Source organism: Priestia sp. P1_B12_1 (genome assembly GCF_056406695.1).
This window is the reverse complement of the sequence record NZ_JBFTZR010000001.1, coordinates 389,760-414,085: the sequence shown is the minus strand read 5'-3', so window position 1 is coordinate 414,085 and position 24,326 is coordinate 389,760. Positions and strand designations below refer to the sequence as shown.

The 24,326-nt window shown below is 38.7% G+C and carries 27 protein-coding genes; all 27 read left to right on the top strand.

Translation table 11 applies throughout. The features are described 5' to 3' along the window. Positions 1-18: 18 nt before the first annotated feature. Positions 19-2,094, top strand: coding sequence for a type I DNA topoisomerase (gene topA / locus AC1D0Y_RS02155; RefSeq protein ID WP_028410804.1), 2,076 nt, complete (start codon positions 19-21; stop codon positions 2,092-2,094). Between the two features lie 206 nt (positions 2,095-2,300). After that, positions 2,301-3,605 (top strand): FADH(2)-oxidizing methylenetetrahydrofolate--tRNA-(uracil(54)-C(5))-methyltransferase TrmFO, encoded by a 1,305-nt coding sequence (gene trmFO / locus AC1D0Y_RS02150; protein ID WP_028411436.1) that lies wholly within the window; start codon positions 2,301-2,303, stop codon positions 3,603-3,605. Positions 3,606-3,670: 65 nt separating this feature from the next. Beyond that, the gene (xerC, locus tag AC1D0Y_RS02145; RefSeq protein ID WP_014458427.1) at positions 3,671-4,573 is read left to right on the top strand and encodes a tyrosine recombinase XerC; all 903 of its coding nucleotides are present in this window, start codon (positions 3,671-3,673) and stop codon (positions 4,571-4,573) included. A gap of 14 nt (positions 4,574-4,587) precedes the next feature. Further along, on the top strand, positions 4,588-5,130 hold the full coding sequence (gene hslV, locus AC1D0Y_RS02140) for an ATP-dependent protease subunit HslV (RefSeq protein WP_013058884.1): 543 nt from the start codon (positions 4,588-4,590) through the stop codon (positions 5,128-5,130). A gap of 16 nt (positions 5,131-5,146) precedes the next feature. Beyond that, complete coding sequence (gene hslU, locus AC1D0Y_RS02135; protein ID WP_013084801.1) at positions 5,147-6,547, top strand: HslU--HslV peptidase ATPase subunit; 1,401 nt, start codon at positions 5,147-5,149, stop codon at positions 6,545-6,547. Between the two features lie 28 nt (positions 6,548-6,575). Next, positions 6,576-7,355 carry a GTP-sensing pleiotropic transcriptional regulator CodY gene (codY, locus tag AC1D0Y_RS02130; RefSeq protein WP_013058882.1) on the top strand — a complete coding sequence of 260 codons (780 nt, stop codon included), beginning with the start codon at positions 6,576-6,578 and terminating at the stop codon, positions 7,353-7,355. A 440-nt stretch (positions 7,356-7,795) separates the two neighbouring features. After that, positions 7,796-8,185 (top strand): flagellar basal body rod protein FlgB, encoded by a 390-nt coding sequence (flgB, locus tag AC1D0Y_RS02125; RefSeq protein ID WP_028410807.1) that lies wholly within the window; start codon positions 7,796-7,798, stop codon positions 8,183-8,185. A 2-nt stretch (positions 8,186-8,187) separates the two neighbouring features. Beyond that, the gene (gene flgC, locus AC1D0Y_RS02120) at positions 8,188-8,637 is read left to right on the top strand and encodes a flagellar basal body rod protein FlgC (RefSeq protein WP_028410808.1); all 450 of its coding nucleotides are present in this window, start codon (positions 8,188-8,190) and stop codon (positions 8,635-8,637) included. Between the two features lie 12 nt (positions 8,638-8,649). After that, on the top strand, positions 8,650-8,940 hold the full coding sequence (gene fliE / locus AC1D0Y_RS02115) for a flagellar hook-basal body complex protein FliE (protein ID WP_477707320.1): 291 nt from the start codon (positions 8,650-8,652) through the stop codon (positions 8,938-8,940). Between the two features lie 49 nt (positions 8,941-8,989). Then, positions 8,990-10,582 carry a flagellar basal-body MS-ring/collar protein FliF gene (gene fliF, locus AC1D0Y_RS02110; RefSeq protein ID WP_028410810.1) on the top strand — a complete coding sequence of 531 codons (1,593 nt, stop codon included), beginning with the start codon at positions 8,990-8,992 and terminating at the stop codon, positions 10,580-10,582. Positions 10,583-10,593: 11 nt separating this feature from the next. Then, entirely contained in the window at positions 10,594-11,613 is a 1,020-nt protein-coding gene (gene fliG / locus AC1D0Y_RS02105; protein ID WP_477707319.1) for a flagellar motor switch protein FliG, read from the top strand. Next, positions 11,606-12,394: a flagellar assembly protein FliH gene (fliH, locus tag AC1D0Y_RS02100; protein WP_098331904.1), complete on the top strand. Its 789-nt coding sequence runs from the start codon at positions 11,606-11,608 to the stop codon at positions 12,392-12,394. The genes fliG and fliH overlap by 8 nt, the downstream gene beginning before the upstream one ends. Next, positions 12,369-13,682, top strand: coding sequence for a flagellar protein export ATPase FliI (fliI, locus tag AC1D0Y_RS02095; protein ID WP_028410813.1), 1,314 nt, complete (start codon positions 12,369-12,371; stop codon positions 13,680-13,682). Before fliH ends, fliI begins: the two co-directional genes overlap by 26 nt. A gap of 2 nt (positions 13,683-13,684) precedes the next feature. Next, positions 13,685-14,128, top strand: a complete 444-nt coding sequence (gene fliJ / locus AC1D0Y_RS02090; protein WP_013058874.1) for a flagellar export protein FliJ — start codon at positions 13,685-13,687, stop codon at positions 14,126-14,128. Between the two features lie 9 nt (positions 14,129-14,137). Beyond that, complete coding sequence (locus AC1D0Y_RS02085; protein ID WP_060745975.1) at positions 14,138-14,770, top strand: MotE family protein; 633 nt, start codon at positions 14,138-14,140, stop codon at positions 14,768-14,770. A gap of 17 nt (positions 14,771-14,787) precedes the next feature. Beyond that, a complete protein-coding gene (locus AC1D0Y_RS02080; RefSeq protein WP_477707318.1) occupies positions 14,788-17,427 on the top strand; it encodes a flagellar hook-length control protein FliK in 2,640 nt (879 codons plus the stop codon). Between the two features lie 9 nt (positions 17,428-17,436). Continuing rightward, positions 17,437-17,865, top strand: coding sequence for a flagellar hook assembly protein FlgD (flgD, locus tag AC1D0Y_RS02075; protein WP_477707317.1), 429 nt, complete (start codon positions 17,437-17,439; stop codon positions 17,863-17,865). Positions 17,866-17,890: 25 nt separating this feature from the next. Then, entirely contained in the window at positions 17,891-18,694 is an 804-nt protein-coding gene (gene flgG / locus AC1D0Y_RS02070; RefSeq protein WP_028410817.1) for a flagellar basal body rod protein FlgG, read from the top strand. Between the two features lie 35 nt (positions 18,695-18,729). Continuing rightward, the gene (locus tag AC1D0Y_RS02065; RefSeq protein ID WP_025750317.1) at positions 18,730-18,939 is read left to right on the top strand and encodes a flagellar FlbD family protein; all 210 of its coding nucleotides are present in this window, start codon (positions 18,730-18,732) and stop codon (positions 18,937-18,939) included. A gap of 3 nt (positions 18,940-18,942) precedes the next feature. Next, positions 18,943-19,374, top strand: a complete 432-nt coding sequence (gene fliL / locus AC1D0Y_RS02060; protein WP_028410818.1) for a flagellar basal body-associated protein FliL — start codon at positions 18,943-18,945, stop codon at positions 19,372-19,374. Between the two features lie 20 nt (positions 19,375-19,394). Next, a complete protein-coding gene (gene fliM / locus AC1D0Y_RS02055; RefSeq protein ID WP_028410819.1) occupies positions 19,395-20,396 on the top strand; it encodes a flagellar motor switch protein FliM in 1,002 nt (333 codons plus the stop codon). Next, entirely contained in the window at positions 20,386-21,516 is a 1,131-nt protein-coding gene (fliY, locus tag AC1D0Y_RS02050) for a flagellar motor switch phosphatase FliY (protein ID WP_260505458.1), read from the top strand. Before fliM ends, fliY begins: the two co-directional genes overlap by 11 nt. A gap of 21 nt (positions 21,517-21,537) precedes the next feature. After that, complete coding sequence (locus AC1D0Y_RS02045) at positions 21,538-21,900, top strand: response regulator (RefSeq protein ID WP_028410821.1); 363 nt, start codon at positions 21,538-21,540, stop codon at positions 21,898-21,900. 63 nt (positions 21,901-21,963) lie between these two features. Further along, positions 21,964-22,605: a flagellar biosynthetic protein FliO gene (locus AC1D0Y_RS02040; protein WP_060745980.1), complete on the top strand. Its 642-nt coding sequence runs from the start codon at positions 21,964-21,966 to the stop codon at positions 22,603-22,605. Next, positions 22,598-23,266 (top strand): flagellar type III secretion system pore protein FliP, encoded by a 669-nt coding sequence (gene fliP / locus AC1D0Y_RS02035; RefSeq protein ID WP_013084783.1) that lies wholly within the window; start codon positions 22,598-22,600, stop codon positions 23,264-23,266. The genes AC1D0Y_RS02040 and fliP overlap by 8 nt, the downstream gene beginning before the upstream one ends. Positions 23,267-23,276: 10 nt before the next feature. Beyond that, positions 23,277-23,546, top strand: a complete 270-nt coding sequence (gene fliQ, locus AC1D0Y_RS02030) for a flagellar biosynthesis protein FliQ (protein ID WP_016765390.1) — start codon at positions 23,277-23,279, stop codon at positions 23,544-23,546. Between the two features lie 2 nt (positions 23,547-23,548). Further along, positions 23,549-24,325 (top strand): flagellar biosynthetic protein FliR, encoded by a 777-nt coding sequence (gene fliR / locus AC1D0Y_RS02025; RefSeq protein ID WP_028410823.1) that lies wholly within the window; start codon positions 23,549-23,551, stop codon positions 24,323-24,325. Position 24,326 lies beyond the last annotated feature (1 nt).

Genomic DNA, 24,326 nt, shown 5'->3' with positions numbered 1-24,326 from the left:
TTGAGGAGGAACAAATAGATGTCTGACTACCTAGTAATTGTAGAATCGCCTGCAAAGGCTAAAACAATTGAACGTTATTTAGGAAAGAAATATAAAGTAAAAGCATCGATGGGACATGTTCGCGATTTACCTAAAAGTCAAATGGGAATTGATATTGAACAGGATTACAATCCGAAATATATTACAATTCGCGGGAAAGGCCCGGTTTTAAAAGAACTAAAAACAGCGGCTAAAAAAGCAAAGAAGATTTACCTAGCAGCCGATCCAGACCGTGAAGGAGAAGCGATTGCATGGCACTTGGCGCACAGTTTGGATGTAGACATTGCATCGGACTGCCGCGTAGTATTTAATGAGATTACAAAAGAAGCGATTAAAGAATCTTTTAAACATCCACGAGCAATTAATATGGATTTAGTAGATGCTCAACAAGCACGCCGTATTCTTGACAGGCTGGTTGGCTACAACATCAGTCCATTGCTGTGGAAAAAAGTGAAAAAAGGATTAAGTGCCGGAAGGGTTCAATCAATTGCAGTGCGGTTAATTATTGATCGTGAAAAAGAAATTGCAAAGTTTATCCCAGAAGAATACTGGACGGTAAAAGCAACTTTTCAAAAAGGGAACGACCAATTTGAAGGCCAGTTGATCGAATATCAAGGAAAAAAAGTAGAGCTATCGAATGAAAATGATGTAACCAACATTGTTAAACAATTAGATGGAAATGAATTTTCAATTTCTAAAGTAACAAAACGTGAGCGAAAGCGTAATGCGGCTCCTTCTTTTACCACGTCTTCATTACAGCAAGAGGCAGCGCGGAAACTGAACTTCCGAGCGAAAAAAACAATGATGATTGCGCAGCAATTATATGAAGGAATTGATTTAGGAAAAGAAGGCACAGTAGGTCTTATCACGTATATGCGTACCGATTCTACTCGTATTTCAGAAACAGCTCAAACGGAAGCTAGAGATTACATTACGAACGCATACGGAAATCAGTTTGTGGCAACGGAAAAGCGTAAAGAAAAGAAAAATTCGAACGCGCAAGATGCCCACGAAGCGATTCGTCCAACTTCAGCTCTTCGTAAACCAGGAGAGGTAAAAGAGTTCTTATCGCGTGATCAGTATCGACTGTATAAGCTAGTATGGGAGCGCTTCGTTGCTAGTCAAATGGCACCTGCAATTATGGATACAATGGCTGTAGATTTGAAAAATGGAGACGTAACATTTAGAGCAAACGGCTCCAAAGTTAAATTTCCAGGCTTTATGAAAGTGTATGTTGAAGGCAATGATGATCAAGTGGAGGAAAAAGAAAATCTTCTTCCAGATTTAGAAGAAGGAGAAGTAGCTTATTCTAAAGACATCGATGAAAAGCAGCACTTCACACAGCCGCCGCCAAGATATACTGAAGCTCGTTTAGTCAAGACATTAGAAGAGCTAGGCATTGGCCGACCGTCTACATATGCTCCAACACTTGACACGATTCAAAAGCGCGGGTACGTAGCGCTCGATAACAAGCGTTTTGTTCCAACAGAACTTGGAGAAATTGTACTAGAGCTTGTATTGGAGTTTTTCCCGGAAATTTTAGATGTAGAGTTTACAGCTAAAATGGAAAACGATTTGGATGAAGTGGAAGATGGTAATGTTCAATGGGTGCGTGTTATTGACGAATTTTACAGTGATTTTGAAAAACGCTTAGAACATGCTGAAAAAGAAATGCGCGAAGTGGAGATTAAAGATGAACCTGCCGGAGAAGATTGCGGAGAATGCGGTTCACCTATGGTATACAAAATGGGACGCTACGGAAAATTTATGGCATGCTCTAATTTCCCTGACTGTCGCAACACGAAGCCAATTGTAAAAGAGATTGGCGTAAAGTGTCCGAAATGTGAAGAAGGAAATATCGTTGAGCGAAAATCGAAGAAAAAGCGTACATTTTATGGCTGTGATCGATTCCCGGGCTGTGACTTCGTATCTTGGGATAAACCGATTGCAAGAAAATGTCCGAAATGTGAAAATCTGCTTGTAGAGAAGAAACAGAAAAAAGGAACTCAAGTCGTCTGTACAAGTTGTGATTATAAAGAGGAAGCTCAGCAGTAAAAGAGAATGGGATGAATTCCCACACTTTAAATTTAAAAATAGCAGTTATATAAGATGCGGCGACATTGCTTCATGTGCTAAAATGGAAACGTTATTAGCGACATTGAGTAATGTCGCATTTTCTTTGTCCCGTCAAAAAAGGAAAAGACAAGTGAATGAATAAGCAAAATGATAGAAAAGATAGAAATGAAGTTGGAGGATTTACAATGAATGAACAAGTAATTAATGTTATTGGAGCAGGTCTTGCTGGAAGTGAAGCAGCTTGGCAAATCGCAAAGCGCGGTTTGAAAGTCCGTCTTTATGAGATGAGACCAGTAAAGCAAACACCTGCTCATCATACGGACAAATTTGCTGAATTAGTATGTAGTAATTCACTGCGTGCGAATACATTAACAAATGCAGTGGGTGTGTTAAAAGAAGAAATGCGATTATTAGACTCTGTCATTATTCGTTCAGCAGACGAGTGTGCGGTTCCAGCAGGTGGAGCACTGGCTGTTGATCGTCACGAATTTGCCTCTCGTGTGACAGAAAGCGTTAAAAACCATCCGAACGTAACGGTTGTTAATGAAGAGATTACGGAAATTCCACAGGGACCAACTGTTATTGCAACAGGTCCGCTAACGTCAAAAGATTTATCGGAACAGCTGCGCGCGTTAACAAGTGAAGATTATTTATATTTTTACGATGCGGCTGCACCTATTATTGAAAAAGACAGCATTGATATGGATAAAGTATATCTTAAATCTCGCTATGACAAAGGGGAAGCTGCCTATTTAAACTGTCCGATGACAAAAGAAGAATTCCAGCGCTTTCATGAAGCATTAATCAATGCAGAGACGGTTCCTTTAAAAGAATTTGAGAAGGAAATTTATTTTGAAGGATGTATGCCAATTGAAGTAATGGCTTCACGCGGAGAAAAAACAATGCTCTTTGGACCAATGAAACCAGTTGGGTTAGAAGATCCGAAAACAGGAAAGCGACCTTATGCAGTTGTTCAGCTTCGTCAAGATGATGCAGCAGGTACACTATATAATATTGTAGGTTTCCAAACACATTTAAAATGGGGAGCACAAAAAGAAGTATTAAGCTTAATCCCAGGTTTAGAAAATGCAGAAGTAGTACGCTACGGAGTTATGCATAGAAATACGTTTATTAATTCTCCTAAATTGTTAAAGCCTACGTATCAATATCGCGAGCGTGATGACTTATTCTTTGCTGGACAAATGACGGGAGTAGAAGGATATGTAGAATCAGCTGCGAGCGGATTAATGGCAGGAATGAACGCGGCTCGACTTGTGCTTGGTGAAGAATTGGTTGTATTGCCGCAGGAAACAGCGATTGGCAGTATGGCTCACTATATCACACATACAAACGCCAAAAACTTTCAGCCGATGAATGCCAACTTTGGCTTATTCAAAGAATTGGAAGTGCGAATCAAAAACAAACAAGAACGAAATGAAACGCTGGCTAAACGAGCATTGGAAACTATTCAGAATTTTACAACAAAATAATCAAAATTGTTTGCAAGGGCTACTTAATTGTGATAATATTTAGTAGCCCTTGTGAGGTGATAACATTGGAATTTGTTAAAGATGTATTAAATTCCTTTCTAGAATATTTACAAATTGAGAAAAATTATTCAAAATATACAGTTGACTGCTATGAAAAAGACATAGGTATCTTCATGTCTTTTATGCAGGAAGAGCAAATACAAAACCTACAAAGTGTTACATATGCTGATGCAAGGCTGTTTTTAACACGCCTATATGAAAAGCAGTATTCAAAAAGATCGATGTCACGCAAAATTTCTTGTTTGAGAACGTTTTATCGTTACTTAAATAGAGAAGAATTAGTAGAAGATAATCCATTTGCGCTCGTTACCCTTCCTAAAAAGGAAGAGAGAAATCCTCGCTTCCTGTATGAAGAGGAGATTGTGAAATTATTTCAAATGAATGACTTAACAACTCCGTTAGGGCAGCGTAATCAGTCTCTCTTAGAATTGCTGTATGCCACCGGAATACGAGTGAGTGAATGTGCATCTATTAAGCTTAGCGATATAGATTTTTCACTTCAAACTTTGCTCGTATATGGCAAAGGGAAAAAACAACGGTACGTGCCATTTGGCTGTTATGCCAAGGACGCTCTTAGAGTATATATAGATAATGGAAGAAAGCTTCTTTTAAAAAAGGCTCCTTCTGATACTCATTCGCTCTTTTTAAATTATAAGGGGACACCGTTGACAGACCGAGGCATACGCTTAGTCATTGATCAGTTAGTAAAGAAAACCGCTGAGAATATACATATTAGTCCACACGTTTTGCGGCATACTTTTGCGACTCATATGTTAAATGAAGGGGCAGATTTACGTACAGTTCAAGAAATGCTAGGTCATGAACATTTATCAACCACTCAAATATACACACATGTGACGAAGGATCGTTTAAAGGCAGTTTATATGAATCACCATCCTCGCGCATAAAAGGAGGAGTTAATTTGTCTACTTTCCATGCTACTACGATTTTTGCAGTTCAGCATAACGGTCAATGTGCCATGTCTGGGGACGGACAAGTAACGTTTGGAAATGCTGTTGTGATGAAACATACTGCTCGAAAAGTAAGACGTCTATTTCAAGGGCAAGTTCTTGCCGGCTTTGCAGGTTCAGTAGCTGATGCATTCACTCTTTTTGAATTATTTGAAACGAAGCTTGAAGAGTATAACGGAAATCTTCAGCGTGCGGCCGTGGAGCTTGCTAAACAATGGAGAAGTGACAAAGTATTGCGAAAGTTAGAAGCAATGCTTATTGTTATGAACAAAGATAACTTACTGTTAGTATCAGGAACGGGTGAAGTTATTGAACCGGACGACGGCATTTTAGCAATTGGATCAGGCGGAAATTATGCTTTATCAGCGGGACGTGCATTAAAACAACATGCAGGCGAACATTTAACAGCTAAAGAAATTGCAAAAGCAGCTTTAGATGTAGCAAGTGAGATATGTGTTTATACAAATGATCATATTATTGTAGAAGAACTGTAGGAAAGGGGATTTTTTTATGAATTCTCATTTAACACCTCGACAAATTGTAGAAAAGCTCGATCAGTATATTATTGGTCAAACGAAGGCAAAGAAAGCGGTCGCTGTTGCGCTGCGAAATCGCTATCGCCGCGGTCTGCTAGACGAATCTTTACGTGATGAAGTTGTGCCGAAAAACATTTTAATGATTGGTCCTACAGGTGTGGGTAAAACCGAGATTGCACGCCGCTTAGCTAAGCTTGTCGGTGCACCTTTTATTAAGGTTGAGGCAACAAAATTTACGGAAGTTGGATATGTAGGACGCGATGTGGAATCAATGGTTCGTGATTTAGTGGAAACGTCAGTTCGACTTGTGAAAGAAGAAAAAATGAACGGCGTGCGTGATCGTGCAGAAGAAAATGCAAACAAGCGGATAGTGGAGCTTCTTGTTCCAAGCAAAAAGAAGCAGCAATCGTTTAAAAATCCGTTTGAAATGATTTTTTCAAACGGTACACAGTCAAGCGATGCGGATCCTGATCAAGATGAGGAAACGAATATTGCAACGAAGCGCAAGCAGATTGCTCATCAGCTTGCTTTAGGAGAGCTTGAAAATCATTATGTCACAATTGAAGTAGAAGAGCAACAGCCTTCTATGTTTGATATGTTACAAGGTTCGGGTATGGAACAAATGGGCATGAACATGCAGGATGCCTTAAGCAATTTTATGCCTAAAAAACAAAAAAAGCGCAAACTTACTGTTAAAGATGCACGAAAAGTATTAACAAATGAAGAAGCGCAAAAATTGATTGATATGGATGAAGTGACGCAAGAAGCTGTGAATCGTGCAGAACAATACGGAATTATTTTCATTGACGAAATTGATAAAATTGCTCAAAAAAGTGGTAATTCATCTTCCGCTGATGTTTCACGTGAAGGCGTGCAGCGAGATATTTTACCAATTGTAGAAGGATCAACGATTGTTACCAAATATGGTGCAGTCAAAACTGATCATGTTTTATTTGTAGCAGCCGGTGCTTTCCATGTATCAAAACCGTCGGATTTAATTCCAGAATTGCAAGGTCGATTCCCAATTCGCGTTGAATTAACGAAGCTAACCGTTGAAGATTTTATAAACATTTTAGTAGAGCCAGATAATGCGTTATTAAAGCAATATGCGGCATTATTGGAAACTGAAGGTATACAAATTGAATTTTCTGACGATGCTATACGTAAGATTGCAGAAATTGCATATCAGGTAAATCAAGATACAGACAATATTGGTGCAAGAAGGCTTCATACGATTTTAGAACGTTTGCTAGAGGATTTATCGTTTGAAGCACCAGAAGTAACATTAGAGAAAATTGTGATTACTCCGCAGTATGTGGAAGAAAAATTAGAAAAAATCGCTAAAAACAAAGATTTGAGTCAATTTATTTTATAGAACTGAAATCGCAGGAGGAAGAGTACTAATGGATTTATTAGGGAAAACTAGAAAGATTAATGCAATGCTACAAAAAGCAGCTGGTAAACCAGTAAACTTTAAAGAAATGGCTGAAACACTTTGCGAAGTGATCGAATCAAACGTATTCGTAGTAAGCCGTCGCGGTAAATTATTAGGAATCGCTGTTAAGCAGCAAATTGAGAATGCGCGTATGAAAGATATGTTAGAAGCACGCCAGTTTCCAGAAGAATATACTCAAAGCCTATTTAACATTCAAGAAACATCTTCTAACTTAAACATTGAAAGTCAATATACAGCTTTTCCAGTTGAAAATAAAGACTTATTTGATGCAGGACTAACAACAATCGTTCCAATTATCGGAGGCGGAGAGCGTCTAGGTACGCTTGTACTATCTCGTTTAGACCGTCAGTTCGAAGACGATGATTTAATCCTTGCTGAATACGGTGCAACGGTAGTAGGTATGGAAATTCTTCGTGAAAAAGCAGAAGAGATTGAAGAAGAAGCGCGTAGCAAAGCTGTTGTACAAATGGCAATTAGCTCATTATCATACAGTGAGTTAGAAGCTATTGAGCATATCTTTGAAGAGTTAAATGGAAATGAAGGACTATTAGTCGCAAGTAAAATTGCTGACCGCGTTGGAATTACACGTTCAGTAATCGTAAATGCGCTACGTAAATTAGAAAGTGCTGGCGTTATCGAATCACGTTCTTTAGGAATGAAAGGAACTTACATTAAAGTTCTTAACAACAAATTCTTAGTAGAGCTTGAAAAATTAAAATCTAACTAAGTTTATGAACCAAAAAGCACACGGGCAAAGCCCGTGTGCTTTTTTTGTATGCTCATACGAAAAGATTCGCTGTGGGTTAAGACGATTCGTTCACTATTTTTATAAATCTTTAACAAACTTCATATAAAAATCTAAAAATTATATTATAGAATCTTTAAATAGTAAAAAGATACTAGTTGATTACAAATCGTTACTTTTATTACATATTGTTCAGGACTTATGGTATATATTTTGATTTTAAATTGAAAAAATAGAGCTAAAGTACAACATTGATGTTAAAATATGCTTGGAAATCGAATGAAAATTTTGGTTTATAGTCCAAAAGTTCTTAAAAAAGGATAGACATTGCATGAAGTTTTTCTTACAATAAGTTCTATGGTACTAAAGTCGAAATTTGTCTCATTTTTGAGAAAAATAGAATAGATAAGCAGGTGTAAGAATTGAGTTTGTTTTCAACTACTTTTCAAACAATTGAAAATGGAATTAGCTACGCGTCCCAAAAGCAGCAGACGATTGCACAAAATATCGCCAACGTTGATACTCCAAATTATAAATCGAAAACAGTATCGCGTACGAGTGAATTTCGAGATTTATTACATAACGAGTTAGAAGCATATCAGACTGATTCAAAACATATCCCATTTTCCGGTTCATCCCAGCGAGTGATTACCCAGCAACGAAACACTTCCTATCAAGCAAACGGAAACAATGTGGATATGGATAAAGAGATGGCGGATATGGCTGAAAATCAAATTTACTATGAGGCGCTAGTAGATCGTTTAAATGGAAAATTTAATTCTCTTCAAACAGTCATTAGAGGAGGTAAATAAGTTTGACTATTTTTCAAAATATGAATATTACATCTTCAGCTTTAACTGCTAATCGTTTAAGGATGGACGTTGTTTCATCTAACATGGCGAATGCTGAAACGACAAGAGGGACGTACGTTAATGGTGAGTGGCAGCCTTACAAAAGAAAAATGGTTGTCATGCAGTCTGATCGTTCGCCTTCTTTTTCGTCCCTCTTACACTCCGAAATCAATAAAAGTCAAAACAATGGTGTAAAAGTCACAGATATCGCAGAAGATAATACTCCTTTTAATTTAGTGTATAACCCGACGCATCCAGATGCGAATGACCAAGGGTACGTGCAGATGCCGAACGTAGATCCTTTAAAGGAAATGACAGATTTAATTAGTGCTACTCGATCTTATGAAGCAAACGTGACGGTCTTTAATACAAACAAAAGTATATTAACAAAGACGTTAGAAATTGGGAAATAAAGGAGCGATAAAATGATTAATGGTATCAGCAATCAAATAGCAATGGCAAAAACAGCAGCTTCTACTAGCACTGGACAAACAACTCAACAGTTTTCAACGTTTTTAAAAGACTCAATCAATGAGTTAAACAATGCTCAACGCGCTTCGGATATAGCGACTGAAAAGCTTGCTAAAGGAGAAAACGTCGAACTCCAAGATGTAATGATTACTGCTCAAAAAGCAAGTATTACGATGCAAACGGCTCTTGAAATACGCAATAAAGCTGTTGAAGCCTATCAGGAAATGATGAGAATGCAAATGTAATTGAGCGGTTATTAAACAAAATGAAAATAGTAATAACCGGAGGAATACCATGAATGAAAGAATAGCTCTTTATCGAGATAAGATGAAAGTCTTTTGGAATAACCGCAAAAAAGGACAGAAAATAGCCCTTATCGCTGCTCCTCTTGCGGCTATTCTAGTCATTAGTTTAGCATCTGTTTTTTTAAACAAGGATAAATTTGTCCCTCTTTATAGCAATCTATCGGCTCAGGAAACAGGACAAATCAAAGCAGAGCTTGATGCTAGAAGCGTTCCTTCAGAAATCTCTGATAACGGAACAACCATTTCGGTGCCTGAACAAAGCGTTGACTCGCTAAAAGTTGATTTAGCTGCACAAGGAATTCCTGATAGCGGAAGTATCGACTATTCATTTTTTGGGAAAAATGCGAGCTTTGGTATGACAGATAATGAATTTGATGTGTTAAAACTCGATGCGATGCAAACTGAATTGGCTAATTTAATGAAAAACATTCAAGGAGTCAACGATGCAAAAGTGATGATTACCCTTCCCAATGAAAGCGTATGGGCGAATGAAAAGCAGGGAGAAGCATCAGCATCGATTGTGCTTAATACAAAGGCTGGTTATAAATTTGATGATCAGCAAATTAAATCTCTTTATCATTTAGTATCCAAAAGTGTGCCAAACCTTCCTACAGATAATATCGTCATCATGAACCAATATTTTGAGTACTTTGATTTAAAAGGTAACGAAACGAATTCAGCTTCTAGCTCATTTGCTTCGCAGAACGAAGCGAAAAAAGAAGTTGAGAGAGATATTCAGCGTCAAGTACAGCAAATGCTAGGAAGACTGGTCGGTCAAGACAAAGTAATGGTCTCTGTTACAGCAGATCTTGATTTTACACAGGAAAATCGCGAAGAAAAGCTAGTAGAGCCTGTTGATAAAGATAATATGCAAGGAATTGCCGTTAGCGCTGAAAAAATTAATGAAACATTTTCTGGTAAAAATGCTCAAGATGGAGGCGTTGCTGGAACAGGAGAAGAAGATACAACAAATTACTCATCTAGTACAACAAGTGGAGACGGAGACTACGAAAAAAACGAAGAACGAATTAATTATGAAGTGAACCGAATTCATAAAGAAATCGTCGAAAGTCCATACAAAATTCAAGACCTTGGCATTCAAGTAATGATAGATCCGTCCAATGCAAAAGGGAAATCACAGGTTTCCGATACGCTTGAGTCAGATGTTCAAAAAATGTTAGGTACAATTGTCCGTACTTCTATTTCAAAAGATGCAAATACGAAAGCTCTCTCGGATAACGCGGTCAGCGATAAGATTACCGTTTCCGTTCAGCCGTTTAATGGACAAGAAACAGCTGACAACACAGCAAGTTCAATTCCATTGTGGATGTATATAATCGGAGGTGCACTGCTGCTTATTATTGTTGTTCTTATTGTGCTGTTGGTTAGGAAAAGACGTCAAGACTTAGATGAAGAGGAATATGATGAAGAGTATGATGAAACTTTTGAAGCATATGAAGCGGCACAAAAAGCCCCTGTTTTAAATGCTGAACAGCAAACAAAAAGCAATCTTGAAACGTTAGCGAAGCAAGACCCGGAAGAGTTTGCAAAACTGCTGCGAACATGGATTAGTGAGGATTAGGAGGAAAGCTAATGGTAAAGGCTATGCAAAAAAATGAGTTAACTGGAAAGCAAAAAGCAGCAATTTTGTTAATTTCTCTCGGTCCTGATGTATCAGCTTCTATCTATAAACATCTCAGTGAAGATGAAATTGAGCAACTAACGCTTGAAATTTCTTCAGTGAGAAAAATAGAGCCGTCTCTAAAAGAAGCTGTTCTTCATGAGTTTGAACAAATAACGCTTGCTCAAAACTACCTTGAAAAAGGAGGAGTAAGCTATGCGAAACAGGTGTTAGAAAAAGCACTTGGACCAGAGCAGGCTATGATGATTATCAATCGATTAACTTGTTCTTTGCAAGTTCGTCCGTTTGACTTTGCCAGAAAAGCTGATCCTATGCAGCTGTTAAATTTCATTCAGCATGAGCATCCTCAGACGATTGCCCTTATTTTATCTTACTTAGAGCCGCCGCAGGCAGGACAAATCTTATCATCACTGCCTCAGGAAAGGCAAGCGGATATTGCAAGACGGATTGCAACGATGGGAAGTACGTCTCCGGAAGTCATTAATGAAGTAGAGCAAATTTTAGAGAGAAAGCTTTCTGCTACTGTTACCCAAGACTATACCCAAACAGGTGGTTTAGAAGCAGTAGTTGAAGTATTAAATGGAGTAGACCGAGCAACTGAAAAAATTATTATTGATACGCTTGAAATTCAAGATCCGGCATTAGCAGAAGAAATTAAACAGCGAATGTTTGTATTTGAGGATATCGTAACGCTCGATAACCGTTCTATTCAGCGTGTGATACGAGATGTAGAAAATGATGATTTATTGTTGAGCTTAAAAGTAGCAAGTGAAGAAGTGAAATCTATTATTTTTAAAAATATGTCTAGCCGTATGGTGGAAACGTTTAAAGAAGAAATGGAATTTATGGGTCCTGTGCGTTTGAAAGATGTAGAGGAAGCTCAGTCACGTATCGTTGCTGGAATTAGACGTTTAGAAGATGCTGGTGAAATTGTACTAGCTCGAGGTGGAGGAGACGATATTATTGTCTAATATCATTAAATCAACTTATACAAATAAACTTTCAGACGAAAATGCAAAGCATATTCAAGTTATTCCATTTGGTTTTCCGATACAAGATGAGCCCACAGAAGAACATCTTCAGCAAGAAAACGCACAGCACGTTATTGAACAAGCGCACAGTGAAGCTGAAATAATAAAGGCCGAGGCAGACGCTTACCGAAAACAAGCTCAAAACGAAATTGAACGTTTGAAAAAGCAGTGGGAAGAAGAGAAGGTGCTGCTGTTTCAACAAGAACAAAAGCGAGGCTATGAAGAAGGATACGAAGAAGGGCTGCTTCAAGGAAAACAAGAGTATGAGCATGTATTAGCCATGTCGCGAAACATTGTTGACGAAACAAAGAATCAGTACTACGAATATATAAATCAATCTGAAGAAGTCATCTTTGAATTAGGTTTCACCCTAGCTGAAACGATTTTAAATGAGCAGCTTCAAAGAGATGAATCATTTTTACCACTTGTTGCAAGGTCTTTAAAAGAAGTTAGAGAACATAAAGAAATCCAGCTTTTTGTTTCCCCGAAAAAATATGCATATGTATGTGAACATAAACGAGAACTGTTCGATTTATTAAACGGAGAAACCGGGCTATTTATTTATGCGGATGAAAATCTTCAGGAAATGGATTGTGTCATCGATTCCTCTTATGGGCGTCTTGTTGCGTCTTTTGATAGCCAGTTAACGGAAATGAAGAAAAAATTAAAAGAACGTTTGTTAGAGGAGAGTAAAAATGAAAGTCGCACAACTCATTCATGAAATCCCGCGCACATCTTCTTTTAAACGGTACGGGAAAGTCAGCCGAGTAGTAGGAATGATGATTGAATCTAAAGGACCTAGAACGTCAATAGGAGATGTTTGCTTTATTCATCTTAGTGAACGAGGAGATAAAATTCGTGCAGAAGTTGTTGGTTTTAACGGCGAGCACGTCGTTTTAATGCCTTATACGTCTGTTCGATATATCGGACCTGGCTGCCTAGTGGAAACGACAGAAAAACCTCTGCAGGTAAGCGTGGGGAAAGAGTTAATAGGTCAAGTGCTTGATTCGTTAGGGAACCCTTTAGACGGGTCTGAACTTTCTCAATATTTGCCGTTTGTTTTAACCGATCAAGATCCCCCTAATCCCTTAGAGCGTCCGCCTATTGAACAGCCAATTGAAGTAGGGGTACGAACAATTGATAGTTTGCTAACAGTAGGTCAAGGGCAGCGCATAGGTATTTTTGCAGGAAGCGGTGTTGGTAAAAGTACGCTGCTCGGGATGATTGCACGCAATACAAAAGCAGATATCAATGTCATTGCCCTTGTAGGCGAGCGAGGAAGAGAAGTTAGAGAGTTTATTGAACGAGATCTTGGAGAGGAAGGGTTAAAGCGCTCCGTTGTAGTAGTTGCTACCTCGGATCAGCCTGCTCTGCTTCGAATGAAAGCAGCATATACAGCTACTTCTATTGCTGAATACTTTCGAGATGAGGGGATGAGCGTCATGATGATGATGGATTCTGTTACCCGTGTAGCAATGGCTCAAAGAGAAATTGGATTAGCCGTAGGTGAACCTCCGACTACCAAAGGTTATACACCATCTGTTTTTGCTAGCTTGCCAAGGCTGCTTGAACGTACAGGAACTAATCAGCATGGATCTATTACTGCTTTTTACACTGTATTAGTAGACGGTGATGATATGAACGAACCTATTTCGGATACGGTGCGAGGCATTATAGACGGACATATTGTACTAGACCGGGAGCTGGCCAATAAAGGTCAATATCCCGCCATCAATGTCTTAAAAAGCGTTAGTCGCGTGATGAACCATATCGTAAGTGAACGGCATAAAGAAGCAGCTGAAAAACTGCGTTCATTAATGGCTACCTATGCTAATTCTGAAGACTTAATTAACATAGGTGCCTACAAAAGAGGATCTTCTGCTTACATTGATGAGGCCATCCACTATCATCCCGTCATTGATGCATTTTTAAAGCAAAAAACGAACGAACATCCATCATTTGAAACAAGTGTAACAAAGCTCTGTGAACTGTTTGTGAAAGGTGAGTAAATATGGCATATGAATTTAGGTTATCTAAAATAATGGCAATCAAGTCAAATGAAAAGGATGAACTGCTATCTCAATATAATCAATCTCTGCAGCAGTTTGAAACAGCGGGTGAAAAGCTTTATAAAAAGCTAAAAGAAAAAGAAACGCTGATTGAACAGCATACGGGCAAAATGAAGCAAGGGCTTTCTATTTTAGAAATTACATCGTTTCAGCAGTTTTTAACAAGTGCCGAACGAGTGATTGAGAGGCTGCAACAAGAGGTCATGTTTGCAAGACAGCAAATGAACTTAAAGAAACTGAAGCTAGAAGAAAAGAACATAGAAGTAAAGAAGTATGAAAAGTTAAAAAAGAGAGACTACGATTCTTATATAACCGCGGAAAAACAGTTAGAAGCGAAGCAAATGGATGAGCTGTCGCTACAGCAGTATATGCTGCATAGGAATTAGGTGGAAAACATGGCTAATCAAAAAGAGTTAAGAGAAGAGTACGAAGAAGAAAACTATGAAGATGGGAAATCTTACAGTAAAAGCCAAGTGTTTTTATTTTTAATCTTTATTCCAGCGGTGTTCCTCATCTTGGCAGCTTATATTGTCCTGACACTTTTAGGCGTCAATGTAAATGATAAAGTTTCGGCTATTACACACGCCATTCCATTTGTATCAAGTGAACAGTCGCAAAAAAATGAAAATATTCAAGAAAGCAATGAAGAGATACAAAAGCAGGTTGAAAGCCTTCAAAAGAAGCTGAGCACAAAAGAAAAGCAAATCGCAGTTTACGAGAAAACGATCACTACAAAAGACCGTCAAATGGATGAACTAAAAATTGAAATGCGCGATATGGAAGAAAAAGCCGACGATGAAGCGAAAAAACAAAAGAACAGTCAGCTGGCAAAAAAAGATGTCATTGCTACCTATGAAAACATGTCTCCTAAAAATGCAGCGCTCATCTTTGCCGAATTAAAAGAAGACAAAGCGGTCGCGATGCTTAAGCAGTTCAAAGCGAGTACAAGAACGGCAATCTTAGAAAAAATGGATCCGAAAGTAGCTGCACGCTATACGACATTGTTAACAGATCAGATTGATGAATAAAAGCAGAGGTGAAAACAGTGGAAATTTCACTACGTCCAGCAGCTGCATCAAAGGTAAACTGCGATGAAAAAGCAGCTGCTAGTCAGACTCAGGGTTTTTTTGAAGAAATTGTTCAGCAGCTTAAGCAGCTAGATGTGCAGCCTTTAGCGCGCGGGGAGAAATCATCAGATGAACAAGCGATAGATCAAGACGTCTTCAAGGCGGTCGGGTTAATGGCGATTCAGTTAAGCGAAGCAGAAGATGAAGAAGATGAATCGTCTGTCTTGTACAAACATCTAGCCGAGATGATCGGTAGTATTCCAAGTAATCTAGATTTGGAACAGCCGCTTCTAAAGCTGCAGCACGCGTTAACAGAAATGCAGCGGGCACCTGTTTCATTTGAAACAGACAGTCAAGAACAATATTTGTCTTCTATTTCTACCTTGTTAACCATTTGTAAAAATACATCATCTGCGTTTCAAACAGAATTCGCTCAGCTGATGGAAGAACTACAAAAACCGCAGCTGCAGTCAGTGAAGCTTTCGGATTCGCAGCTTCAAGGCTTGCAGAAAGCTGCTGCTGAAAAAATAGAGAAAATTCATAAACAACCACGTGTATTAACCGATACCTTACATGAAAAGCGCTCTGCTGGTTTCTTCGCCGTTGTCCATGCGGCTCCAACAAGTTCTGTAAGAGATATGGACGCTGTTCATAAAGAGGAAAAAGTGCCACTTTTGAATCAGCTTTCTTGGAAAAAAGATGTGATTTTACGTAACGAAAGTATGAATAGGAATAGTTCAAAAAAGGATAGTGAAATTTCTTTCACTGCTAACACGGCCGGGGCGACGTTAGAAAATAATCCATCATCTTTTAAATCTAAAGAAGTATCTAAGGTCCAAGAATTTTCTATTGATCTAGGGCAAGTAAAATCTGATCATCAACAGTCTGACAATCTGTTAAATGAGCTGCAAAAAATATGGAGTAAAGCTTCGCTCAGTGCTGAAGAGGGAACATCCAAGCTTTCCATTAAATTGTTTCCAAAGCAGCTAGGGACGATTTCAATTGAAGTCCTTCAACAAGACAATGAAACAATTGCGCAGGTTGTGGTATCGTCAGCGAAAATAAAAGAGCTATTAGACACCAACCTTTTGACTTTACGGCGAGTTTTAAATTCTCAGCATGTATCCGTTGATGAAGTCGATGTGGCCGCTGTTGGAGCAGCTCCAGAAAGTTCTATAACAGATATGAACGCTTTTGGTAAAGAAGAAAAAGGGTCGCAGTTTTCTATTGATTTAAGGCAAGCAAAATCAGACTATCAGCAGTCTAGGGATTTGGTGAATAATCTGGAAAAAATATGGAGTGAAGCTTCCATCAGTATTGAAGAAGGAGCATCCAAGCTTTCCATTAAGTTGTTTCCAAAGCAGCTAGGGACGATTTCAATTGAAGTGTTTCAACAAGACAATGAAACGGTTGCACAAGTAGCTGTATCATCAGCGAAAACAAAGGAGCTGTTAAATGCCAACCTTTTTAGATTAAGACAAGCTCTCACGTCTCAGCATGTATCGGTTGAACAAGTGGGTTCGGTGGGCGTTCAAGCAGCTCCAAAAAGTTCAGTAACAGATATGACTGCTTTTGGTAAAGAAGAAAAAGAGCTGCAGTTTTCTATGGATTTAGGGAAAGCGAAATCAGATTATGAACAGTCTAGCGATCTGGTAAACGAGCTGGAAAAAATATGGAGTAAAGCTTCGATTGGTTCTAAAGAAGGAGTATCCAAGCTTTCCATTCAGCTATTTCCAAAGCAGCTAGAGAAAATATCAATTGAAGTGCTTCAACAAGACGATGAAACGATTGCGCAGATTGTAGTATCGTCAGCAAAAACAAAAGAGCTGTTAGATGCCAATCTTTTCAGATTACGGCAGGCTCTTGGGTTTCAGCATGTATCGGTTGTACAAGTGGATATGGACGCTGTTCATACAGCTTCAGAAAGTTCTGTGAAAAATATGAATGCTTTTCCTAAAGAAGAAAAAGTACCGTTTTTGAATCAGCTTTCATGGAAAAAAGATGTGGTTGTACCCAGCGGAAGTGTAGATACCAATAGCTTTTTAAAAAATAGCGAAAGTCCGGCAGGTACACACACAACCGGGGCGACAGTAGAGAATCAGCCATCATCCTTTGGAAGTGGAGAAATGCCTAAGCTTCAGCAGTTCTCTATTTATCTAGGGCAAGCAAAATCTGACTATCAGCAGTCTAGCAATTTGGTAAACGAGCTGCAAAAAATATGGAGTAAAGCTTCGTTTAGTACCGAAGAGGGAACATCTAAGCTTCTCATTAAGTTATTTCCAAAACAGCTAGGTGCGATTTCAATTGAAATGCTTCAGAAAGACAGCGAAACGGTTGCGCGAATTGTCGTATCGTCAGTAAAAACAAAAGAGTTATTGGACTCCAATCTTTCAACTTTGCGGCACGGTCTCGCGTCTCAGCATGTATCAATTGATAAAATCGATGTGCTACTGTCGGAACAAGCGGTGTCGTATAACAATGAAAATGATCAGCAAAAAGAAAGACAGGAAAAAGAAGCGTTTAAAAAAGAAGAAGAAGATCAAGATTCACAACAATTGGAAGAATCGGCTTCCTTTCTATCTTCTTTTGAATCAGCGCTCATTAACTACAACGTATAGGTGATAACAATGACAAATGAAATTACGTCTGACTTGTATTTAAGCAATAGGAACACACAAGTGAAGCAAACGGGAAACAGCTCGATTGGCAAAGATGACTTTTTGAAGCTTTTGATTGCTCAGCTTCAAAATCAAGATCCAATGAATCCAATGGAAGACAAAGACTTTATTGCTCAAATGGCTCAGTTTTCATCTCTTGAACAAATGACAAATATGAGCACATCGCTCAATACGTTTGTAACGCAGTCTCAGGCTTCTCCTATTTTAAAAGGAAGCGAATTAATTGGTAAAACGGCTGCATGGTTAGATGAAGAAGGAAATAAAAAGCAAGGAGTCATTTCAACAGCATCCGTCAAAAACAATGAGGTATCGTTTACGATCAACGATGAAAATCATACGGTACTTTCGCTAAACGATATCTTAGAAATAAGCAGTTAACCAACCAAATTTAAGGAGTGATTTTATGTTACGTTCGATGTATTCAGGAATCAGCGGCATGAAAAATTTTCAAACCAAATTAGATGTCCTAGGAAATAACATTGCCAATGTTAATACATACGGCTATAAAAAAGGACGTACAACGTTTCAAGATTTAGTAAGTCAGCAGGTAGCAGGAGCGACGGCACCGGCGGGGAACCGTGGAGGTGTTAATGCTAAACAAGTCGGGTTAGGTTCACAGATTGGCACAATTGATACAGTTCAAACGGCGGGAAGCATTCAGTCAACGGGACGTCCGCTTGATTTAGCTATTTCTGGTGACGGCTATTTTGTTGTAAATGATGGAACATCAGACTATTACACAAGAGCGGGGAACTTCTATTTAGATAAAGATGGTTATCTAGTGACAGGTGATGGACTATTTGTACAGGCCACTAATGGGAAAATTAGGATTGATCCAACTACGGCTAAAAGCTATAGCATTGGGTCAAACGGAACCGTTAATATTGTTGGGCTAAATGGAAACATGCTTCCGAATCCTCAAACTATCAAACTTGCAAAGTTTGCTAACAATGAAGGACTTCAAAAAGCAGGAGGAAATTTGTTCACTAATACTCCAAATGCAGGATTGGTTACAACTCCTGCAAACATTACTCCTGGAAACAGCGGTACAGGAACATTAATTTCAAGCGCCCTTGAAATGTCCAACGTTGATTTATCGGAAGAATTCACGGATATGATTGTTGCACAGCGCGGATTTCAAGCGAACACAAGAATTATTACAACATCCGATGAAATACTGCAAGAGCTAGTGAATCTAAAACGATAGGCGGGAGGAAGGAGTAGGTATTACTCCGGTTAATTATGATTACTTTAACAAGGCTAAACGGCAAAACATTTACGTTAAATGCGCTCTACATCGAGCAGGTTGAGGCATTTCCTGATACGACCATTACGCTAACGAATAACAAAAAGCTGGTGGTAAAGGATTCAGTTGAAGAAGTGAATGAGAAAGTGACGAGTTATTATCAGCGAATTAACGTATTAGGGCTGCAGCAAACGACGGAGGAATAAAGTGTGTTTAAAAATAAGCTAGTTAGTAAGATGATTATTATTCTGCTTTCTTTTACGTTAATAGGAAGCGTTGCTGTTATCGTGACGTTAAAGTATACAGAGCAGGCAAGTACTGAAAAAGGTCCATCTATTGACGATGTGATCAAAGCTTCTGTGGATGTAACGGATATTAAAACAAATTTAAAAAGCAATAACTACATCAGCATCTCTTTTAAAATTCAAATGGATAGTAAAAAAGCAGCGGCAGAGCTTCAAAAAAGAGATTTTCAAGTAAGGGACATTATTATCAAAAGGCTCTCAGATATGAGTGCTCAAGATTTTGAAGGAACGCAAGGACTCAGCACGTTAGAAACAGATATTGCGAAGCAAATTGATCAATTAATGGAAAACGGACATGTTGTTAAAATTTATACAACGTCTAAAGTGTTGCAGTAAAGAAAAAGGGAGGGAAGCTAGTGGCAGGGGATGTATTATCACAAAATGAAATTGACGCCCTATTATCCGCGTTATCAACCGGAGAGATGGATGCGGATGAGCTAAAAAAGGAAAATAAAAAACAGCGTATTCGTACATATGATTTTAAACGCGCCCTGCGTTTTTCAAAAGATCAGATTCGCAGTTTGACGCGAATTCATGAAAATTATGCGCGCATGTTAATCAACGTCTTTTCGGCGCAGCTTCGTAACGTTGTACAAGTGTCCGTTGTATCAGTGGATCAAATTCCGTATGAGGAGTTCATTCGCTCTGTTCCCAAAGTAACCATCTTAAACGTGATAGCCGTCCCTCCTTTAGAAGGGCATATCATTATGGAAGTCAATCCGAACATTGCCTATGCGATGCTTGATCGCTTGCTTGGGGGACAAGGCGAGAGCGGTGGGAAAATTAGTAACTTAACGGAGATTGAAACGAGCTTGGTTCGAAACTTGTTAGAGAAAACGTTAGACAGTATGAGAGAAGCTTGGAGTTCTATTGCGGAAATTGAACCTGAAACATCAGAGTTTGAAGTGAATCCTCAGTTTTTGCAGGTAATTTCACCAAATGAAATTGTCATCGTCATTTCATTAAACGTACAAATTGGAGATGAAACGGGCATGATCAATCTATGTATTCCGCACGTGACGCTTGAGCCGATTGTGTCCAAACTGTCCGTTCATTACTGGATGCAATCTTCGAAAAAAGAACCTAACGTACAAGAGGTTGAGCAGCTAAAGGAACAAATCAATGATGCGGAATTGCAGGTTGTAGCCGAGCTAGGAAAAGCGGATATTTCAATTGAAGATTTCCTAGCATTAGATGCGGGAGATGTCATTCGACTGCAAACAAGCGTTCATAATCCGTTAACTATTTACGTCGGAGAACAACCTAAATTTATTGCACAGCCTGGAAAAGTCAGTCGGAAAGTCGCTGTGCAAATTCTAGATGATGTTAAGAGGAGGAACGAAAGGAATGAACGATGACATGCTTTCGCAAGATGAAATTGATGCGTTGTTAAAAGGAACTTCTTCACTTGACGAGTTTTCAGAGCCGAATAAGTCAAGTCAAGTAGATGATTACTTTACGGAAATGGAAAAAGACGCGCTTGGCGAAATTGGAAATATTTCGTTTGGCAGTTCAGCAACAGCGCTATCGGCTTTATTGAATCAAAAAGTCGATATTACCACACCGTTTGTATCGCTCGTATATAAAGAAGAGCTGACGGATGAATTTCCAAATCCTCATGTCGCTGTGCAAGTTCAGTATACAGAAGGCTTTTCTGGTACGAATTTGTTAGTTATTAAACATGAAGATGCAGCTGTTATTTCAGATTTGATGCTTGGTGGAACGGGTGAGAATCCGACAGAAATCATGGATGAAATTAAGCTGAGTGCAGTGCAGGAAGCGATGAATCAAATGATGGGTTCTGCAGCGACGTCTATGTCTACGGTATTTCAAAAGAAAATTGATATCTCTCCGCCGAGCTTAGATATTTTAAATATTCAAAAAGGGGAAGGCACAGAGTTGATTCCCCAAGATGACGTCTTTGTAAAGGTCTCTTTTAATTTGAAGGTAGGCACATTAATCGATTCGAATATTATGCAGCTTTTATCGATATCTTTTGCCAAAAGCTTGGTGGAAGAGCTCTTAGTTCCAAGCGCAGAAGATACGGCAGCTTCTATTGAAAAAGAATCAGACCTTAACGAAAAGCAAACAGAACCGCCAGCAGCTGAATACATACAGCATGAAGAAACACAGCAGGCAGAATCTGTTCATGTACCAGTTGATATTCAGCCCGCATCGTTTTCAGAGTTCGAGCACGTGTCTTCTCCTCAAGGAGATTCACGAAATTTAGACATGCTGCTTGATATCCCGCTTCAAGTTACCGTGGAGCTTGGAAGAACTAAGCGAACGGTTCAAGAGATTTTAGCATTATCTTCTGGTGCAATCATTGAACTTGATAAACTAGCAGGCGAACCAGTAGATATCTTGATTAATAGCAAATTAATTGCAAAAGGTGAAGTGGTCGTCATTGACGAGAATTTTGGCGTTCGCGTAACCGATATTATTAGTCAAAGAGACCGTATTAACAAACTAAAGTAATGATTTTTAGGAGGAGTAGAGATGGGAAACCGAATTTTAATTGTAGATGATGCTGCATTCATGCGCATGATGATCAAAGATATTTTAACGAAAAATGGATATGAAGTAGTAGCGGAAGCGGCAGACGGCCAGCAGGCTGTGGAGTTATTTAAAGAGCATGCACCAGATCTTGTCACAATGGATATTACGATGCCTGAAATGGATGGAATTACGGCCTTAAAAGAAATTAAAAGCATAAAAAGTGATGCTAAGGTGATTATGTGTTCAGCCATGGGCCAGCAGGCAATGGTGATTGATGCGATTCAAGCAGGGGCAAAAGATTTTATCGTTAAGCCTTTTCAAGCAGATCGAGTATTAGAGGCAATTTCAAAAGCAATTGGATAAACAACAGATTGGCGGGGCTTTCCCGCTAATCTTACACTATGTTGAAGTAAGAGGTGGCAGGCATTGCTGCGAAAGTTCGTAATTGCTGCGCTGTTAATAAGCGTGTTAGCAGGATCAAATCAAATCGTCTATGCAGAAAGTGGATCTGCATCGGTAAAAGAATGTTTGGAAAAAACGGAGAAGTGTTTAGAAAGTGAGAGTGCTGATTCAAAAGAAAAAACTGCACTCCAGGTGACGCCTACGCTCTCAGCTGGAGATATTATGAAGATGATATTCGCGTTTTTACTTGTAATTGGGCTGCTTTTTGCACTCTTAAAATTTGTCAATAAAAAAGGAAGGCTGCTGCAAAAAAATAAAATAGTACAAAACTTGGGAGGGACAAATGTTGGAAGCAGCAAATCTGTACAAGTAGTCAAAGTTGGAGATCAGCTTTTAATCATTGGAGTCGGTGAAAATGTGCAGCTTCTTTCAGAAATTACAGGGCAAGAGAAACAGCAGCTGCTCACGCAGTATGAGGAACAACAGAAAAACGAGAGCGAATATAAAGTCGTACTACCGTCTTTTTTAGAAAAATTGACTTCTAAAAAAGAAGAGAAATCCAGCCATTCTTTTCAACAGCTTTTTCAGCGAGAAATGAATGAAATGAAAATAAAAAGGCAAAACGTACTAAAAGAGTTAGAAAGGAACAAAAAGAACGATGAATGAAGTGATGAACCTCTTTAACTCGAGCAGTCCTACAAATATTTCCACGTCTGTCCAGCTTTTGTTGCTGCTGACGGTGTTTTCGGTAGCTCCTGGAATTTTAATTATGATGACCTGCTTTACACGCATTGTCATTGTGCTGTCATTTGTACGTACATCGCTCGGGACACAGCAAATGCCTCCTAATCAAATATTAGTTGGTTTATCGCTGTTTTTAACGTTTTTTATTATGGCGCCAACTTTTTCTCAGGTAAATGAACAGGCGCTTCAGCCGCTTTTAAAAGAAAAAATCACGCTGAATCAAGCCTATGAAAAAGCAGCTGAACCAATGAAAGAATTTATGAGTGCTCATACAAGACAAAAAGATTTAGCTCTTTTTTTAGAATATGCGGATATAGATAAGCCATCCTCTGTTCAAGATATTCCCTTAACTGCGCTCGTTCCGGCTTATGCAATCAGTGAGCTAAAGACAGCATTTCAAATTGGATTTATGATTTTTATTCCTTTTCTCATTATCGATATGATTATAGCAAGCGTGCTGATGTCTATGGGAATGATGATGCTTCCTCCCGTTATGATTTCGCTCCCGTTTAAAATTTTACTATTTGTACTGGTTGACGGCTGGAATTTAGTTGTTAAATCATTATTAATAAGTTTTCAATAGGTGATAGACAATGAATGGAGAATTTGTCATTTCGTTAGCAGAAAAAGGCGTGTATACAATCCTAATTGTATCTGGCCCTTTATTACTGCTGGCCCTTGTAGTTGGGCTCATTATTAGTATTTTTCAAGCAACTACCCAGATTCAAGAGCAAACTCTTGCTTTTGTTCCTAAGATTGTAGCGGTCTTAGTAGGGATTGTATTTTTTGGTCCGTGGATGTTATCAAAAATGATTTCATTTACATATGAAATTTTTTCAAATCTGTATCGGTACGTAGGATAGCTATGAGTCAGTTGATCTTATCCTATCCCGCGTTTTTACTAGTGCTAGTGCGGGTAACGTCTTTTTTTATTACGGTTCCGCTATTTTCATACAAAACGATTCCCGCAGTTCATAAGGTAGGTTTGTCTGCCTCGCTATCCGTTATTATTGCGACAACAATTGATTTACCCGTCGTTTCGTTAGATGCACAGTTTGTACTTTTAGTAGTAAAAGAATGTGCTGTTGGGTTGTTTATTGGTTTGATTGCGTATGTATTTATTATGGCTATTCAAATTGCCGGAGGTCTCATCGATTTTCAAGTTGGGTTTGCGATTGCCAACGTAATAGATCCGCAGACAGGGGCCCAAAGTCCGATACTAGGTCAATATTTATATGTATTTGCTCTCCTATTTTTATTATCGACCAATGGACATCATTTATTAATAGACGGCATCTATAATAGTTATTTAATTATTCCGTTAGACAAAGTAGCTTTCCCTGTGGGAAGCCAAGCATTTGCTACACACATCATAACTGTTTTTTCATCGATGTTTTTAGTAGCTGTTCAAATGTCTTTGCCTTTGGTAGGTTCATTATTTTTAGTCGATATCGCGCTTGGAATTGTCGCGAGAACCGTTCCGCAGTTAAATATTTTCGTAGTGGGGTTTCCGGTAAAAATTATTGTTGCCTTTATTTTGCTGATTGTCGTGATGGGGAGCATGTTTTATATGATGCAAATCATATTTGAACAAATGATAGAAGCGATGCGCGCGATGATTCGCATATTAGGAGGGGTGTAGC